Annotated in this window: 14 protein-coding genes; 8 read left to right on the forward strand and 6 right to left on the reverse strand. The window is 25.7% G+C overall.

Features of this window, described 5'->3' with window-relative positions:
• The 7 genes from deoC to MCRO_RS01240 all read left to right on the forward strand — a co-directional run bounded on the left by deoC (window position 1) and on the right by MCRO_RS01240 (window position 9,647).
• The gene (deoC, locus tag MCRO_RS01210; protein WP_013054244.1) at window positions 1-663 is read left to right on the forward strand and encodes a deoxyribose-phosphate aldolase; all 663 of its coding nucleotides are present in this window, start codon (window positions 1-3) and stop codon (window positions 661-663) included.
• Between the two features lie 104 nt (window positions 664-767).
• Complete coding sequence (locus MCRO_RS01215; protein WP_013054171.1) at window positions 768-1,403, forward strand: hypothetical protein; 636 nt, start codon at window positions 768-770, stop codon at window positions 1,401-1,403.
• 41 nt (window positions 1,404-1,444) lie between these two features.
• On the forward strand, window positions 1,445-3,040 hold the full coding sequence (locus MCRO_RS01220; protein ID WP_013054165.1) for a hypothetical protein: 1,596 nt from the start codon (window positions 1,445-1,447) through the stop codon (window positions 3,038-3,040).
• Between the two features lie 57 nt (window positions 3,041-3,097).
• A complete protein-coding gene (locus tag MCRO_RS01225; protein ID WP_013054242.1) occupies window positions 3,098-4,681 on the forward strand; it encodes a hypothetical protein in 1,584 nt (527 codons plus the stop codon).
• A gap of 117 nt (window positions 4,682-4,798) precedes the next feature.
• The gene (locus MCRO_RS01230) at window positions 4,799-5,629 is read left to right on the forward strand and encodes an MAGa7180 family putative nuclease (protein WP_013054674.1); all 831 of its coding nucleotides are present in this window, start codon (window positions 4,799-4,801) and stop codon (window positions 5,627-5,629) included.
• The gene (locus tag MCRO_RS01235; protein WP_013054791.1) at window positions 5,616-7,883 is read left to right on the forward strand and encodes a UU173 family protein; all 2,268 of its coding nucleotides are present in this window, start codon (window positions 5,616-5,618) and stop codon (window positions 7,881-7,883) included. The genes MCRO_RS01230 and MCRO_RS01235 overlap by 14 nt, the downstream gene beginning before the upstream one ends.
• Window positions 7,884-7,901: 18 nt before the next feature.
• Complete coding sequence (locus tag MCRO_RS01240; RefSeq protein ID WP_013054629.1) at window positions 7,902-9,647, forward strand: short coiled-coil protein; 1,746 nt, start codon at window positions 7,902-7,904, stop codon at window positions 9,645-9,647.
• A gap of 29 nt (window positions 9,648-9,676) precedes the next feature.
• Here MCRO_RS01240 and rpsT read toward each other — a convergent pair whose 3' ends face one another.
• The 6 genes from rpsT to MCRO_RS01270 all read right to left on the reverse strand — a co-directional run bounded on the left by rpsT (window position 9,677) and on the right by MCRO_RS01270 (window position 16,758).
• Window positions 9,677-9,937, reverse strand: coding sequence for a 30S ribosomal protein S20 (gene rpsT, locus MCRO_RS01245; protein WP_013054344.1), 261 nt, complete (start codon window positions 9,935-9,937; stop codon window positions 9,677-9,679).
• Window positions 9,938-10,072: 135 nt separating this feature from the next.
• Window positions 10,073-11,797, reverse strand: coding sequence for a hypothetical protein (locus MCRO_RS01250; RefSeq protein ID WP_041594017.1), 1,725 nt, complete (start codon window positions 11,795-11,797; stop codon window positions 10,073-10,075).
• An 11-nt stretch (window positions 11,798-11,808) separates the two neighbouring features.
• On the reverse strand, window positions 11,809-13,686 hold the full coding sequence (locus tag MCRO_RS01255) for a hypothetical protein (protein WP_013054395.1): 1,878 nt from the start codon (window positions 13,684-13,686) through the stop codon (window positions 11,809-11,811).
• Complete coding sequence (locus MCRO_RS01260; RefSeq protein ID WP_013054462.1) at window positions 13,679-14,563, reverse strand: ABC transporter permease; 885 nt, start codon at window positions 14,561-14,563, stop codon at window positions 13,679-13,681. Before MCRO_RS01260 ends, MCRO_RS01255 begins: the two co-directional genes overlap by 8 nt.
• A complete protein-coding gene (locus MCRO_RS01265) occupies window positions 14,556-15,398 on the reverse strand; it encodes an ABC transporter permease (RefSeq protein ID WP_013054191.1) in 843 nt (280 codons plus the stop codon). Before MCRO_RS01265 ends, MCRO_RS01260 begins: the two co-directional genes overlap by 8 nt.
• Window positions 15,382-16,758, reverse strand: a complete 1,377-nt coding sequence (locus tag MCRO_RS01270) for an ABC transporter ATP-binding protein (RefSeq protein ID WP_013054683.1) — start codon at window positions 16,756-16,758, stop codon at window positions 15,382-15,384. The genes MCRO_RS01265 and MCRO_RS01270 overlap by 17 nt, the downstream gene beginning before the upstream one ends.
• 298 nt (window positions 16,759-17,056) lie before the next feature.
• Here MCRO_RS01270 and MCRO_RS01275 point away from each other — a divergent pair, with 298 nt between their 5' ends.
• On the forward strand, window positions 17,057-18,859 hold the full coding sequence (locus MCRO_RS01275) for an ABC transporter ATP-binding protein (RefSeq protein ID WP_013054267.1): 1,803 nt from the start codon (window positions 17,057-17,059) through the stop codon (window positions 18,857-18,859).

Below are 18,859 nucleotides of genomic sequence, written 5' to 3' on the forward strand. Positions count from 1 at the left end.
ATGAATTATAATAAATTAATTGACCACACATTTTTAAAACCTGAAGGAACAGTTAAAGATATTGATAAATTAATTAATGAAGCGAAAGAATACAAATTTAAAACTATTTGTGTTAATTCATCATGAGTAAAATATTGTAAAGAAAAACTTGCTGGTAGTGATGTTGAAATTACTTCAGTAATTGGTTTTCCATTAGGAGCAATGATTAGTCAAGCAAAAGCTGGTGAAGCTAAATTAGCTATTGACCATGGAGCTGATGAAATTGATATGGTTATCAACATCGGTCGTTTTAAACAAGGTGATGATGAATATGTTTTAAATGACATTAAAACTGTTAAAGCAGCTTGTGGGAAACATATTTTAAAAGTTATCATTGAAACAGCTTTATTAACTGCGGATGAAATTAAACGTGCTACTGAAATTGTTATGAAATCAGGAGCTGAATTCATTAAAACATCAACTGGATTCTCATACAGAGGAGCAACATTAGATGATATTAAATTAATGAAATCTGTATGTGGTGATAAATTATTAATTAAAGCAGCAGGTGGAATTTCAAATAAAGATGACTTAGTTGCTATGTATAATGCTGGAGCTACTCGCTTTGGAACAAGTCGTTCAATCGCTATAATTGAAGGAAAAGAATCTAAAGGTGGCTACTAATATTTAAACGCTTTTGCGTTTTTTTATTTAACTTTTTAATCAAAAAGTATATATTTAGTGCATAATATATTAACTTGTTAATAAATGAAAAGAGGTATATATAAATGAATAAACACAACATTATTTTAATTAATGGTAAAAGAAGATGTGGAAAAGGATTATTGAGTGAAGAAATAATTAAGCAATCCAAAAAAGATTACCAAGAAATTCACGTATTCTCTTTTGCAGGCGATATTAAAGAAATTATGCAACCGGTAATCGATGAGATCTCTTGAGATGGTAAAAATAAGGAAGTAGTCAGACCTTTATGAATAGCACTTGGTGATGTTGGTAGAAGCATCAATATCGACATTTGAAGCGAAAGAATATTTAAAAAAATTACAACTATAGCTCAAAAGGCGGCTACTGAAAATAAAAATTCTCTTTTTATAATCGATGATATGAGACTACCAAATGAATTAGAATACTTTAAAGCTAATTTTAACAATTTTAAAAATTCTTTTGACTTAAGGAAAAACAAGTTAAGTCTAACGGCTATTAGAATTGAAAAATATCTTGACGCACAAAAATTTGTTCCAGGAATTGATGATAATAATACAGAAATAGGATTTGATAAATTAGTCAACATTGCTTTTGACTATATCATCCCACAAGATGTCCTAATAAATCAAGATGGTGTACCGAAATTTGATAATGTTTCAATAATGGCAAAAACAGTAATTAGTAATTACTTAAAATAATATATTACAAAAGCTTTTATAGCTTTTTATTTAAGGAAAATATGAAATCAAAATACAAAAAAATAAATTTAATTATAAGCTCATTTTTACTAGGATTTTCTCCTATTTTAATAGCTTCATCATGTAAAACAACACAATCGAATAATCAAAACAACAACACTTCAACTTCTTCAAAAACCGAAGATACTAAAAATGATAACGGTACATCAACAACTTCAAAAACCGAAGATACTAACAAAGACAACAATAATACAAAAGTTGAATCTTCTGTTTTTGATAATGTTAAAAAATTAAGTTTAACAAATAATTTGTTTAAAATTAATAAAGATATTAATGAGTATTCGTTATTTACACTAACTAAAGATGCAACCGATTCTTTAATCGTTAATTCAAGTGATAATAATTTATTTGTAGTAAATTTTAAAGAAGCTAATAATCAAATTAGCTTTGAGCACAGTGTTGTTGGTAAAATTTTTGAATTAAATGAAAGTATTAAAAAAAGTGATTTAAATGATTTTGAATTAATAATGGCTCATCCAACTCAAACGCTAAAAGGTAATGCTCCAAAAAACTCTTTAATCATGGATTTAGATATAAATAATGCTAAAAATACTTTATTTTTTAAGTTAAAAAATATTAAAACAAATAAAATTGATCCAACTATTTACAAACAAGAGTTTAGTTTCGAAAAAACAAAATTAATCAATCAACAATTAGAAAAAATAGATGTTAAAATTAAGAGTGAGTTTTCAAATAAAACTATATATGATATTGATGATAACAGTTTCGATTTTAATTTACCAACTGATGTAAAAACAAAAAACAATTTTAAATATGAATACACTACTGAAGGTGATGATAAGGTAATTATAAATACTGTTTTATATAAAGAAAATGAAGCAATTAGTAAATCAAGAAAAATTGAAATCAATATTAAAAAACAAGTTATAACATCATATTATGATACAGCTCTAAATAACTCTGATAATAGAAATGGTTTATTTGAATTTGACAAAAATTTTAGCATCGAAAAACTTGTTAATAATTTTAAGAAAGATAACTTACAAACACAACCAAATACAAATTCGGAAAAAAAATATTTATTTCTTGAACTATCTGACCCTAAAAATAAAAATGATGAACCGGGATTATATACAATAGGAACTCATGAAAAACTTTTTAAATTCAAAGATAACATTTTAAGAAGTCAATTAAGTACTTTTGAAACAACAGTACCTTTTCCTAGAAAAAATTCAACAGATAATAAAAGAGGTGTTTATGTTTCAATAGATGCTCATCAAAAATTGATTCATCTTATTTATAAATTAAATAATTTAGAAAACAAAACTGTTTCAAAAGAGTTGGAATTTGTTTTCACAAATAATAATTTTTCTGATCAAAATAAAATAGACTTAGTTGCTGAACAAAGTACTGTCGAAATTTTTAAAGAATCTAAAGATAGATCATTTGACACTTTAACTAAAGAAGATTTCTATGTTAATTTCAAAGGTACTCAAGATAAAAATATAGAATTTATCAAAGAAAACAATACTATAACTATTAAAGTACAACTTGTTGATAAAACTAAAAATATAAAAAGTAGAGTTGTTGAACATACTTTTACATTCCAAAAGTAATTTTGAAAAATATCATTGATTTTAATATAATAAATATATAAAAAAATTGAGGTACATATGAAAAAAATAAATAAACTAAAACTAGTAGGATTTTTAAGTGTAGCACTTGCGCTAGCACCTATTGCTATTTCTGCATCTTGCGATCCTAAGAAGGAACCAAATAAACCGAAACCTGAACCAGGAACTAATCCCGGAACTGGAACAGATACAAATGAAAATAAGGTTTATAACCAAGTAGTTGCATTAGCAAAAGAAAATAAATTATTTAATCTAGCAAAAGGTCAAACCGTAGAAAATATTAAAAAAATTTGAACAACTAAAAATATTGTAAAAAATAAGGTTGGAGAAACAGAAGTTGAAATGGTTTATGTTGCTAAACAAAAACCAGAAGCTTCGACAGATGATTTAATCCATATGTATAGAAGTGCAACTGGTGTAATTCTAGATATGAACGAAACAATCAAAAAAACTTCTGTAGCTGATTTTGACATTGTTACACCATATGAAAATAATGGTAGAGTGCATGCTTTTGGTGCATACATTAATCTGGATGAAAAAAATGAAGAACTAACAATATTTTTTGAATTAAAAGATACAAAAAATAAAGATAAATTCTCAGGTATGTTCACACAAAAATTCTCACTTAAGCAAGAAAAACCTGCTTTAAGTGTTGAAGAACAACTTAAACTTGTAAAAGTAGAATTAGTTCAAACTTCAAAAGACAAATTATCTAAGGATGTAACTATTGAAGATTTTGTAGTTACAGAAACAGGTGGACACAAATTTAATTTAACTCTTCAACTTATTGCGGATCCAGCATTCACAGCTAAAACTGAAAAAGTTAATGTAACAATATTGCTTGGAGAAAATCAAGGGGTTAAATCTAAAACTTTTGAGTTTGTATTCAACAAAGAACAAATAAAAGATTTTAATGCTGATGTTACAAAATTAGCTAAAGAAAACAAATTGTTTGCTTTAAACGAAGGCTTTTCATTGGATAAATTAATTGAAGCATGTACTCCTCGTAACTTCATGTCATATAAAGAAGGAACAACAAACAAATCACTTATTAAATTTGATGTAATTGATTTTTCTAAACCAAATCTATATTTAGCCAAAGATTCAACAGGAAATCTATTTGTTGTAGATAAAACTATAACAGATGAATCAGTTAAATCTGTTAATATTGTTGCTGGATATAAACAAGAAGGTGCAACCGAAGAGGCGAAAGGTGTATTAATAGAATTAGATCCTGCTAATAAAAAGTTAATACTTTACTTCAAGTTAAAAGATATTACAAAAAATCCTGCTACACTTTCAGAAATGTATAAACAAGAAATAATTCTTAACGCTGACTTTACAGATAAACAAAAATTAGATTATTATTCATCACAAGTAACTGCAAAGATCAAAGAAGCTTCAAAAGATAAAAAATCTACAGAACTAACAAAAGAAGATTTTGAAACAACTGTACCTACTGGTTATGAATTAAATGGTGAAATAAAAGTAACAACTGAAGATTTACCAGTTGAAGAAGGTAAAGAAGCAAAATCAAGAGTAACTATTAAATTCACAATTAAAGCTACCGGAAAAACAGAAGCAAGCAAAGAAATCTCATTTGATTTTATAGTTAAAAAATAATGATTAAAAGTAATCCATTAATGTGTGGATTGCTTTTTTTCACATTCATAAAGTACAAAAAAAGAACAAATTAACACATTTTTAATATATGATTTAATAATATATTAAAGGAGAAAAATGGCTAAAAGAAAATATTACAACAACAAGCATTATGTTGTAGATGAAAAAAATCAAGTTGTAATTTTAAATGAAGATTTTCACAAAGAATTACAAACAAAAGACAAATGAAAATCATTTAAAAAATTAGGAGGAAGTTCTATTCCTGATGTACTTGAAACCGATAAATTTAAATCGCAGTTTAATGCTTTTTGTCATATATCAAAAATTAAACTTCCAGTGTTACAACAAAAGTATGTAAGAGCCGGATCATTAATTGAACCAATTGTATTTAATGCATTAAGAAATATGTTCCCAAAATTAGACATAAAGAACTATGTAGCAGCTGATTATGAATATGATTACTTTAAAAATAAGGATGATATTTTAGGTGGAGTTCCAGATGGATTCATACCTTCAACTAATACAATTTTAGAAATTAAAACTGCAGGTGATTCAAAAATTGATTCATGAGAAAAAGAAGTCCCTGTTGCATACAGAAAACAAGCACAACTATATGCTTATTTAATGGGAGCTGATAAATATTCAATAATTGTAACTTTCTTATCTGAAGAAAGTGGTGATTACGAACATCCAGAAAACTATCCAATCAATGATCGAAAATTAAAAAACTATAATTTTAGTGTTAATCCCAGCGAAGTACAAGATGATATAGATAAGATAAAAGCATGATATATTAAGTATACTAAAAGTGGCATTTCTCCTAAATATAATTTGAGTACAGATGCTGACTTAGTTGAATATTTAAAATGTAGTAACGAAAAAGAATGAGAAGACTTATTGAATAAATGAAAAGTACAAGGTAAGGCAGATCAAGATGCACAAGCCTAAGATTATAAAATTTAACCAATCTTCTTATTTAAGAAGTTTTTGAAAAGTTCCATATCTTGTTTGATTCAATAACTTAGATGATAACTTTAATTCATTAATTAAATCATTATATCCAGATTATGAACCTGTTGAATTAGATGATGATGACGAAGATGAACAAAACTCATTTTGAGATTTAGAATTTCTAGAAGATGGTTCTGAACTAAATAATGATTCAATTGAAATTCAAAACAAATTATTTGATGAATATGTTGATCAATTTATTAAATACTATCAAAATAAAAATAATATTGACCATAAAAAAGTCAAGTATGTTTCATTGAAACAAAATACTGAAGGTAGAAGCAATCAAACCCTTGAATTTTATAAATCTAAAGATGTTGATCTTATTGTTAATCCAGTTTTTTCTAAAACCTTTAATATTAAAAATAATGAAGTTTTAGCTAATGCATCATTTCCTTTATATGACAAAATAAATAAAAAAATTATTATGCTTTCTTTTTCATCAACCTCTAAAATGGAAACTGCGTTCAAAGCAAAATTCTACTTTGATTTACTTAGAGATTTAAATATACCAGTTGACAACATTTCGTTGGTTCTTCAAAATCCTTATCCTAATTCAATCATTAAAAAAGGAAAAGTTGATTTTATTGAAACTTATTCATGTAGAACGGTTCAAAGTAAAAAGGTTTCAGATAATAAATTTGTTGATGCTTTATTTAATTCTGGTGATGTTTTATGAAAAGATGAATACACAAATCAACCGGCAACCTTCTTAACTTTTTGTAAAAACTCTACCTTTCATAAATCATTTGGTCCAACAACAAAAAAAGCTGACAATCAATTAGGATTTAATTTAATGTGATCAAAAACACTTTTTAGTGAAGAAAAAATTGAAAGTATGATTAATGTTATAAACATGCCTAATTATAAAAATGTAATTGAGCAAACAATAGATTTTTATATTGACTCATTTGAAAAAAATACAGCTTTGAAAATAAAAGATTATTTACGTGAAAAAGAACTTTCAAATGATTATACAAATCAAACAATTGGTTCTTCATTCTCGTTTTGTACCTCGGACAATAATCTTGAATCAAAAATCAAAAAACATTTGTTTACACTATATTATGGAAATATATATGGTGATTATAGTACTAATTTATATCGTCAAGGTCTAAAAGATAAACTAGCAAAATCATATCATTTTATAAACGGAAATTATTCTTCAAACAACGAATATGTCTTGGAATGCAATTCACTTTTTAATAAACAAAAAAATTGAATTAATTTTCATGCTCTAAATATTATCAAAAAGATTCATGTTAAAAACGCAAGAACTATTTGATATGACTATGAAGGTTTTTCATCTCCAATTCCTCTAATTGATAATTTAGGAGGACATAAGCAATTAATTAATCAAGTTTCAATAATAGAAACAATTAACGGAAGAACTACCAATATAATAAATACGGTTGTTGACCCACTCAAAGAATTAAAGTTAGTTAATCTTGCTAAGGTATTGATTTCCATTTATTCTGAAAAAGCAACAAATTATGTTGTTTTTAACAAGTCATATGAAAATACTAGAAACGAAGAAATGCTTAAATTGATTAAGCAAAACTATTTTTCAGATTTCAATAATAGTGAAACTATTGAACTTAAAGAATATATAAATTCAATAGGTGGAATAGAAAAATTTGAAAACATTGTAATGTGAATTAATAATAACACTATTGATTTAGCCCAATGTTTTCAAATTTCAACAAAAATCCCAGGAACAGATTCCTCTTATTCAGTTGCTCACTTTTTTGATTTTGATAATGATAAAATCATTGATAAAGGAACGGAAAAAGATTCTTTTAATTTAATTAAACTTCAATTGATTTTTTTAAAGGAATTAAAATATAAATATAGTATTAAAAAAATAGAAAAACTCATTACTAAACAAAATTTAGATCTTAAAACAAAGATAACTCCATATAGCGAATTGGTTGTTAAAAATGGTTCGACAGCAATGGCTGAAGCTATAGCTAGATATGCAGGAATAACTGGTGATAACGTTTGAAATGATACATGTGTAAACTTAAAAAAATATTGCGAAAACGACGTTAAAGCCATGATAATGGTTTACGAGTTTATTATGTTTCTTTTTAGAAGCACAGGATTTGATGTTGATAAATATGAATATCAATTACTTGATGAAAATCTTGAGTATGCATTAAACGAGCAAAATAAACTAATAATTCAATAATTAAATAAAGAGGTAAATATGCTTAAATTGATATTTTCAAATGAACTAGAAAATGATGATTTTATACATGATGTTTTGAAATTAAATAAACAATTAAAATTAACAAGCGATGATGTTAACAATAGAAAAATTAGTTTTTTATTACTTTTTGATAAAAAAAAGATAATTGGTTTTACAAGTTTTATTTTTATAAACGATAGGTATGATTTTAAAGAAATAGAAAAATTAGAAAAAAATATTGTTGATTATCTAAAATCTAAATCAATATTAATTACAAATACATTTTTATTGGAGGAATTTAGAAACGGTGGTCTTGCTGATTTAATGTTTTCAAAATTATATAATACCTTTTGTGGTCAAGGAATTAAATCATTCCGTGTTCAATCAGATTTTGATGAAGAAATTAATTTTTACAAATCAAAAAACTTTATTAAAAGTGAGACAAATAAAAACTTGTTAGAATTAATAAACATAAAAGTAAAAGAACAAAGAAAATTGGTTAATGATAGTTATTTTCTTATACCGTTTAGATTTATTGGTTATAACATTGAATTTCCTAATAGAAAATATAAGCAAGATGAAATGATAATAAAAACACTAATTGATGATTTAGACTATAAATCAAAATATGAATGTGATGCTAAATATAGTGAAAAAATTGAAAGAATAATTTTAGATTCAGTTGATTTAATGGTGTTTACTAATGATTATCCACCAATTAGAGAAAATACAAAAAATGGTATTTTAACTGTAACTAATGAAGTACAAGAAAATATCATACAAACTATCCCATTAAATGTTGTTATATCATTTAGTGAATCGACAAAACTAGGCTCTATATTCTTAATATTGAAAAATAATGATGCAGATATTTCAAGAATATTACATCAATTTAGTTCTGGCATGTTTTATATAAAGCATGGTGTTAATATATTCACTTCAGATTTTTATTTTGAAAAGAATTATAAAATAAAATTTTTAGGTCCTGCAAAAAGCTTATTGTGTTTTGGAAAAAAACCTGATGAAAAGATAGTTAAAAATCTTTTAGCGGCTGAAAATGCAGAAAGTGATGTCGGTTCATACAATATTCTTAGTCCGATGATTAAACAAAATCTTACAGAAAATATTGCACAGTATGATTTTTATGAAGCTTACATATCAAGAAGATCATTTATTTTGTGTTTTGATTATTTCTCTGAAATTGATTTTCTTGCTAATATTGATACGGAAAATTATACTTTATTTATTCTTGAACAATTGATGTTTAAGGAAGCTTCATTATTAAATACGATTTTACTTATACATGAAGGAATGATAAACTCAAAGAAAAAAAACAAATTGATAGCCATTGAAAAAATGAATAAAGAATTTGGAAAAACTCTTTTATATCAATCAAATGTTTTTAGATACTCAGTAGTTCAATATTTAGCTGATTTAATTTCAGAAAAATTTGAACATAAAAAATTAGAGGAATTAAGTAAGGGCTCTCAACAATATATTGAACATTTAGTACAAATACAATCTGCAAGATCTTCAAAGAAAAGTGCGTTAATTTTAAATGTTTTTGCAACACTTTTATCTATTGCTAAAACAGCAACAATAGGTTATAACTTTTGACAATATTTTAACAAAACCATTTCATTAAAAGATTTAATCATTTCTGTTTCTTCGTTAGTTACTTTCTTACTCGTTTTAATAATTATAGTTATCTTGTTAAATAAGAAAGTATTTAATACAGAAAATAAAAACCTCTTCAAAAAATAAAAAAAGTTGCTTGGCAACTTTATTTTTTGCTATTTGTTCTTGTTAACAAAAGTGTCTAAACGTGATTGTTTTCTAGCACCTTTATTTGGGTGAAAAACACCTTTTTGAACAGCTCAAGCAATTTTAGAACTTGCATTTGCTACAAATTCCATTGCTTTTTCATCTTTAGCTAAGACAGCTTCTCTAGCTTTTCTAATTGCTTTTTTAACTTGAGATTTAATAGCGTTATTTCTAACTCTAGCTTCTTCCATTTTAGCAATACTTCTTATCTTAGATTTAATATTTGCCATATCTACCCCCTTTTTCTGTTAATAACTTTCGTTATTGAAAAATCTTTACTATTATAGCATATTAGTTATATTATTTTAATAATATTTTTTAACTTAAAACACAAAATTTATATAAAAAACTAAGAACTTTAATTCTTAATTTTTTGTTTGTCTATAGTAGTAATTATTTATTAGTGAAAGGAGTTCATCATCAACTGGTTTAATACCTTCATGTTGAAAGTTTTTATGAAGTTTATCCTTTTCGATATCAATTTCATAAATAGCGAATGCTACATCGTCAAAATTTCCTTCTTCATCTATGAAATAGTTGTTTTTGAGTAGTTCATAATCGAGATAATTTGTTGCTGTGTAGTTAATTAAATCAAAGTTTTCTAAGTTTGAATATTTATCAAATAAATCATTTGCATTTGATGAAATGTTAATATATGATAATTTTATTAAAGTTTCTTCATCGCTTATTTTGAGTACTTTTACCAATTCTTTAAAGTAATCTTCATTTTCTAATTTAAACTTATCAATTCATTTCGATTTGCTACCAACTTTATAATATTTTTTAATTAAATTAAAAAGTTGGTTGTATCAATCTTCGCTCTTTTTAACATTAAGTTTTTTAAATTCATTTTTCGTAAAATCCTTATAAATATTGAATTGCGATTCATATAATAATTTTTCAGTATTTCATTCCGGATGTTCATTTGATAGTTTGGCTAAGTATCCACTATTTTTATAAACACCTGAGTTTAATGTTTTATAAACTTGATCTTCTACACCTTGTGAAATATTATTAACTATAACGAATCCGTCGACTAGTAAAATATTTTTTGAAGGCTTAACCACTTTTAGAGTTCCTTGTTTAACATTAGCATAATTATCTTCTGAATAATGTCCATCCAATGCATCACCATTATACATAATAGCTGCTTGAGCGTTTTCTTTATTAGGATCAAGAATGGAATTTAACAATTCTTGTCCATCTCCCTTAAAAGTAATGTTTCCATTGCTCTTAATATCATAACCGGTACTATCATGAATTAAATCACCGAAGTTTTTTATTAATCTTTGATATGTTAAATTTGTTACTAATCCACTAAATTCTGCATCTGTTCTTTTGCTATTATTAATTGTCAACTCGTAAGCTGAACCGTATAACATGTTATCTCTTAATGCATCAGTCATATAAAAGTGGTTAAAATTATTCTTTTTTAAAGTATTAAATAAATTAAACATTGAAAACTTATCTTCAATTTTATAATTTGGGTTAATTGTTTTAAGATTATTTTCTAATAATTCATTCGTAAGTACAAAATCCTTATTTTCAGTTTTAGAAGAATTATAAGCCATAACTGCATCTTGAGTATAGTAAGGAACAAAATACTTTCACAAATGAGCATTAAGTTCATGACCTTCTATATCAGTTCTTAAAAATTCATCATAACTTGTTAAGTGTTTTCATATAATAGGAGTATAAGTTTTTTTAAGAATTTCTTCTAGATGATTATCATCTCTTACTTTAAAACCTAGATTTAAGAACTTTTCGAAATTTATAGGTTTTAAAATCTTTTTTCTTATTAAAGTTACTGCTTGAAAATCACTTCCTATTCCTGCTACTGTTCTATTGTTAACAACAGCTTGAGTGAATTCGTTAATTTCTGAAAATTGTTTATAGTCAAAATCCTTAGAAAGTTTTTTTATGTTTTCTCTAGACATGTAAGACTTATAATTGTAAAAACTTGGCTTATAACTATTAGCAATTTTGTAACCTAATGCTCCAAATAAAAGGGCAAAAAGTAATACTATACTAGAAATAAAAGCAAGTATTTTTGAGTTTATTTTAAATTTAAATCGATGGCCTTTTTCCATTATTTCCTTATTTATGATCTAGTTTTTTCATAGTAATAAAAACTCATGTTGCTAAATAAATTATCGCTCACAGGTTTCAATCCTTTATGTTCTGTTTTGTCGTCAATTTTATACATATTAAGAGCTATTTCATCAACTGAACCATCACCGTTATAGAAGTAATTTCTTGCTATGAAATTATAATCAACTGATAGAGTAGGAACGTAGTTAATAAAGTCAAAATTATTAATTGTCAAATATTCTTTTTGTCATAAATTCTTCTTTCACTCTTTTTGATCACTTTCATAATTAGGCATTTTGCTTCAAGCTAAATCGTTTGTGATATTTTGAGCAATAGTTTCAATTATTTCGTCTTTGTTTGACTTTAATAACTCTTTATTTTCTTGCAATTCATTTTTTAAATAAATAACCATAAGTGCTTGTAATATAGATAAATTGGTAAAATTATTTTCTATTTCATTAGCAATATTATTAATTATTTTGTAATTAAGATCTTTGTTTTTATTTAATTCATTCAATATAAATTCTTTAATTAAATCGGCATCCTGATTTATTTGCTTGTCATTCAAATCTCTCTTTTTACTTATTACATCCAATATTTCATTTAAAAATATTGTAATACTTTCAAGAGAAAATTTAGAAATATTATTATCTAAAAATAAATCATTTAATTCATTAATTTTAAAGTCTATATAATATTTATCTAGCGCTTTCTGAATAGCTTCTTTTGTGTTTAAGTTATTATTAGTTTTATAAACATATGGTAGTGACACATTTTTGTAAATACTTTTTGATAAAGTTTCAGCGTATTTATCAATACTTTCTTGTGAGTTATACTTTGAAAAAACAACACCATCAACAAGTAAAATATTTTTCAAAGGTCTTACTGCTCTTATAGCACTTCCGTCTTCAACACTTGAAAAATTATCTGATGAATAATAAGCATCAATAGCATCGCCATTGTACATTATAGAAACATTTGTTTTCGTTTCTGGATTAATTAATTCATTTAGTAATTCTAAACCATCACCTTTAAAGTTGATTTGTTTGGTATTTCGAATATCAAATCCTGTTCCATCTTTTATTAAGTCTATGTAGTTATCAATAAGTTTTTTGTATGTGCTAGAATTTACCTTTCCAGTAAATTCTTTATCACTTCTACTTAAGTCATCGAGATTTAATTCATATCCAGACCCAAACATCATGTTATCTCTCATAGCATCAGTAATTATTCAATTGTTGTACTTTTCTAATGATAATTTCTTCATTATATTAATCATTGAATATGGAGATGAACCATTAATTTGTTCTTTAGAAAAGTCAATTTCTTGATTTTCTTCATTTAATGAATCTGGTTTATTTTTTAAAATATTATAGGCAATTAAAACATCTTGAGAATAGTAAGGCATAAAATACTGTCATAAATGTTTTTTTTCTTGGAATGGTTTACCGAAAAAATCAGTTGTTAAATATTCGTCATAACTATTTATGTGATTTCATATTTCTGGTCTTATAATCGTTTTAAGAGCGCGCTCATAATCTTCCTCTTTTAAATCAGGAATATTAAGAAGCTTTGAGTAATTTATTTTGTGCAATTCATCTTTTTTTATCAATTGAACTGCTTGGAATTCACTTCCTATTCCAGCTACTGCTCTATGGTTTACAAGAGCTGTTGTGAATTCGTTTATTTCAGAAAATTGTTTATATTCAAAAGTTTTAGACAATTCATTAACATTATCTTTAGACATATATGATTTATAGTTATAAAAAGCCGGTTTAAAATTGTTCTTACTTTTAAAAGTTGCTGTTGTAACTAATATAGTAACAAGCGAGGTGATAAAAACAAAAGGAAAAAGAAACTTTAATATTTTAGATTTTATTTTAATCATTTTTATCAATTATTTCAGTTAAATTTGTATCTTGTAAATTATTTGTGTTGTAATTTGAATTAAGTTTCTTCTTATTTTTGTATAGTTTTTTTGTTGTTTTAGCTTTAAAAGCCACATAAACAATATTACCTAAAATGGTAAAAGTAAGTAGTATTGCACCTATTACTAAAGCTCATGGTTCAAAAGCACCTTCATATAATTTAAGTCCCAATGTTGATGTATTAGAAACTGTTCTTGTAATAATAAAGTCATCAAAACTTAAGAATGATGATACTAAAGCAACCATTATAATTGAAGGCATCATATAAATAAAATAAGTTTTAAATCATGATTTTATTTTTGAATAGCCAAGATCTTGACTTGCTTCATAAAGATTTAGATTAAATTTTTCGCTACGAGGATACATTAGAGATATTCCATATGGTAAAGCCATAATTGTATGACCGATTATTGCTCTTCATAGTCCTTCACTGTCTGACGCAATCACTCCAAAAAATAGTGCAAAAACCAAAACTAAACCAATGGCTGTAATATTGTCGGGATTAATTAAAGGTATATTTGCAGTACTTGTTACCGTACCTCTAATCATTTTGTTTTTTTGTCTATATAGAGCAAATACAGTAATAAGTGAAAGTGTAATAACTAACAACGAAACCACAACAGCAATTATAATTGAATTTATAAGAGCTATATCTCTTCCCTGAGCAAAAAGCGTTTGTCATTGTTTTAAAGAAAATTTATTTCATGTAGTTAGAAATCCACCTTTATTAGGATTAGAATTAAATGAAAAAACTGCTCCTACAACAAGTGGTATATAAAAAAGGCTAAGTAGAATATAAACGTACGAACGTTTAAAAAATTCTTTAAATTTATTCATAATTAGCTCCTTTCTTAAATTTGAAGAACAATTTTGGAAGAAGCAATATTAAACTATATATACCTATGAATAAGGCTGATACAACAATTACAAGTGAACTACCTTTACTTAAATCATATTTGTTTCCAGGGTTAATAGTTTTTGTTATGATATCTCCAATCATTTGGTTTTGGCTACCGTCAGGAAGGAGTTTTGCACTAATAATAAATGTTGTAGCACTACTTAAAAATATCATTCCAAAACCACTTAAGATAGCTTTAAGAGCATAAGGTATAATAACTTTTACCATAGTTTTTGCACTTCCATTTCCTAAATCATGGCTAGCTTCTATAATGTTACCTGGCATGTCTTTAAGTACTGTATAAAGCGGCATAATCATAAGTGGAAGGTTTAAATAAGTTAGACCAACTATTAAAAATCATTCTTTATTAAGAGCGTTATCGTCAAAGATATTTACAAACAACGTTCTTAAAGAATAAACTCTAGCTATTGTGAAAATAGCCATTGGACTAAGCATTAAAGACATAGCATAAATTTGGAATATTTTAGATTTTGATGATGAAACAAAGTAAGCATATGGGAATCCTAAAACCAAGCACAATATAGCAGAAATAATTCCTACTCTTAAGCTTCTTGAAATAATATTTCAGGTGCTTAATGCTTTTAATAACTCTCAATTATCTGAATAACCTTGTTCACTTTTTTGTGGACTAAAAGCATTTATAATAATAAGAATTATTGGTAAAAGAATTAATAATAAAGCAACAACAAAATAAGGTATTAATAACATTAATCTTTTATTGTTAAGTACTTTTTCTTTAATTTTTGAATACATTAGAAGAATAATCTCACTTTACATCTTTGTTCATCAAATGAATTGAATCAATTGTTCAACTTAAATAAACTTTTTCATTTAAGTCAAATTTTTTAGCTGTTTCAACATATATATCATTGTCATCATCTATATTTACTTTTAAGTAATAATAGCTACCTTTATAAGAAATTTCTTTTATCACTCCCTTGATTTTACCTTTTGTTTTAGTAGTTTGATTTGTTATGTCAATGTCTTCAGGTCTTACAAGAGCATCGACTTCTGTTCCAGGTGCGAATTCATCTTCATCATGAACAGTTTTAAATTCTTGATTTAACAACTTAACACGATTATTACCTATAAATTTTGCTTTGAAAATATTTGAATCTCCAATAAATGATGCTACTCAGATGTTGACTGGGTAGTCATATATATTTTTAGGTGTATCATATTGTTCGATTTTTCCATCTCTCATAACTGCAATACGATCTGATAATTCAAGTGCTTCATCTTGATCATGTGTTACAAATACAAAGGTAAGCCCTAATTGTTGTTGAACTGATCTTAATAAAACTTGCATCTTTTGTCTTATTTTTGCATCAAGTGCACTAAGCGGTTCATCAAGTAATAAAATTTCTGGTTGAATAACTAAACTTCTTGCTAAAGCAACACGTTGCTTCATACCACCACTTAATTGGTTAATATTTCTTGTTTCATTTCCTTTTAAACCAACAAGTTCAATAATTTCATTGATTTTACTTTGCATTTCATTTTTTGTCATTCTTCTTTTAAAGAACTTATTTTCAAATGCTAATTTTTTTTGGTCTGTGTAACTTTCTCAATATGAGTACTTAAAATCAGAATCATCAAGTCAATTTTGACGTCTTTTGAATTGATATGTTTTTGGTTTAAGATTTTTAAGTTCGATTTCATATTGTTGTTGAATTTTATCTAACTTTTTCATATTTTCTTTAGCCTTAGTTTCTCATTGAATTATTTTTTGATCAAGAAGTTTAATGTGCTTATCGTTAATATTTTCTTTTGGTACTTTTCTAAGTTTAAGTCCAAATTTTATATTACCTTCAACATTAAGATGTGGGAAAAGTGCATAATCTTGAAAAATTGTTGAAAGATTACGTTTGTGTGCAGGTAAGTCTTTGATATCTACACCATTGAATTTTATTTCACCACGTGTAGCTCATTCAAAACCACCAATTAGTCTTAAAATTGTTGTTTTACCTGAACCAGAAGGCCCAAGCAAGGTAACAAATTCACCTTTTTTTATTGTTAAATCAACATTATCAAGAACTTTCTTTCCAGAGAATTCTTTAACGACACTAGCTAATTGAATTATGTCGCTAGTTTTTTTATTTTTAATTGCCATTTATTATTCCTTTCATATTATTTTTTAAATAGTTATTAAAAACTAATACTACAGGGAGACGGTATTAAACAAGTTAAGTGAAAATTCCTCCACAAGAAAGTCCAGTGAAGGATACTCTAAATCACAGAATTTAATTAAAGTAAATTTAGCTTTTATTTGATGCTCATTTTTTAACTGTTTTTTCATAATTTTAATTATACAAAAAGATTTTTTTTACATAAATATTTTATAAAATATATACATATTATTTTCTATATGTTATCATATAAAATATTTTATTAATTGAAGGAGGAAAGCTATGTTAAAAATTTTTAAAATTGTACCTGGAAAAGTTAAATTATATTTTTTTATAGGTGTTTTCTTACTTTTGATAAATGTTGTTACAAGTTTGCTTGTACCAATGTTTATGTCTCAGTTTATTAAGTTGATTGCACAAGGTTCAAATAGCAAAAGTGCAGATATTGTACTTTTTCAAAAATTCATCATTTTTAGGGGTCAATATGATCAAACAATTAAAGCCTTAATTATTTTAACTTTATCTACAGTTATTATTTCATTTATAACTTCCTTAGCTTCTATTATAATTACAACATGAGCTGGAAATGAAACTACAAATTTCCTAAGAGATAAACTTTATAAGAAAATGCAAAAATTTAGCTTAAAAGATATTGCTTCAATCTCTCAAGAAAGTTTAATTACAAGAGTTTCAAATGATGTAGCTCAATATTGAGACTTCTTAATAAGTTCAACTAGTACATTGGTTAGAGCTCCATTGTTAATTATTGGTGGAACCGTTTTTGCTTTATTAACAGATATGACTTTATCGGTTTCAATTCTTGTAATTGTTCCTATTTTGATTGGTTTAATTGCTTTTATTATGATTAAAGCTGCTCCATTAATGAAAAAAAATCAAGTTGTTCTTGATGAAATAACAAAAGAAGTAGATGAAAATATTCTTGCTGCAAGGTTGATAAAGATTTATAACCTTAAAGATATGCAAGAAAAAAAATTCACAAGTACAAATGACAAATGACTTAAACTACAAGTTAAATCTAATAACATCTTTGCAATTGGACATCCCTTTTTCTTTGCGTTGATAAATGTTGTTTTGGTATTAATTTATGCACTTGCTGGTATCAAAATTTGAAATGGATTTGATGATTATAATTATTTAGCAACAATCAATATTTTTATTGAATATATGTTTTTGATTTCGTTTGGAATAGTTTTATTATCACAATATTTAATTGTTTTTTATAGAGCTAAAGTTAGTTGTGGAAGAATAAATCAAGTCTTAGATTTTAAATTTACAAATCTATTTGTTGAAGATGGAGAATATCTTGACAAGGATAATAAAAAAGGATATTCAATAGAATTTAAAGATCTTAATTTTAAATATTTTGATACATCAAAAGAAAAGGCATTGAGTGATATAAACTTTAAATTATTACCTGGTCAAACACTTGGAATAATAGGACCAACAGGTTCAGGAAAAAGCACAATTGCAAACTTGTTAGTTAATAATTTTGAGTATAAAAACGGATCTATTCGCATTGACAATAAAGAAGTAAATAAAATAAATTCAAAATCTCTTCATGAGAATGTAGGAATTGTTTATCAAGAAGCAATGCTCTATTCAGGAACTATAAGATCTAATTTAATGTTTGCTAAATCTGATGCTTCTATTGATGAAATTAATAAAGCAATGAGAGTTTCGTGTGCGATCGATTTTATACAAACTTTTGAAGATAGATTAGAACACCCAGTTGAGCAAAGAGGAAAAAACTTGAGTGGTGGTCAAAAGCAAAGATTAAGCATTGCAAGAACTCTACTAAGAACTCCGAAATTATTAATTTTAGACGATTCAACTTCGGCACTTGATAACATTACTACCAACAAGTTGCTAAAAGGTATAAAAGACGAATATGACTGTACCACAGTGATAATAAGTCAAAAAATAAATTCAATAAAACATGCTGATTTAATATTAGTTTTAGATGAATCAAAAATTATTGGAAAAGGTAAGCACTCAGAATTAATAGAAAATAATGACTGATATAATAAGGTTTATTTAAACCAATTACAAAAACTAGAGGAATAA

Origin of the sequence: Mycoplasma crocodyli MP145 (assembly GCF_000025845.1) — a bacterium.
Taxonomy (GTDB): domain Bacteria; phylum Bacillota_I; class Bacilli_A; order Mycoplasmatales; family Metamycoplasmataceae; genus Mycoplasmopsis; species Mycoplasmopsis crocodyli.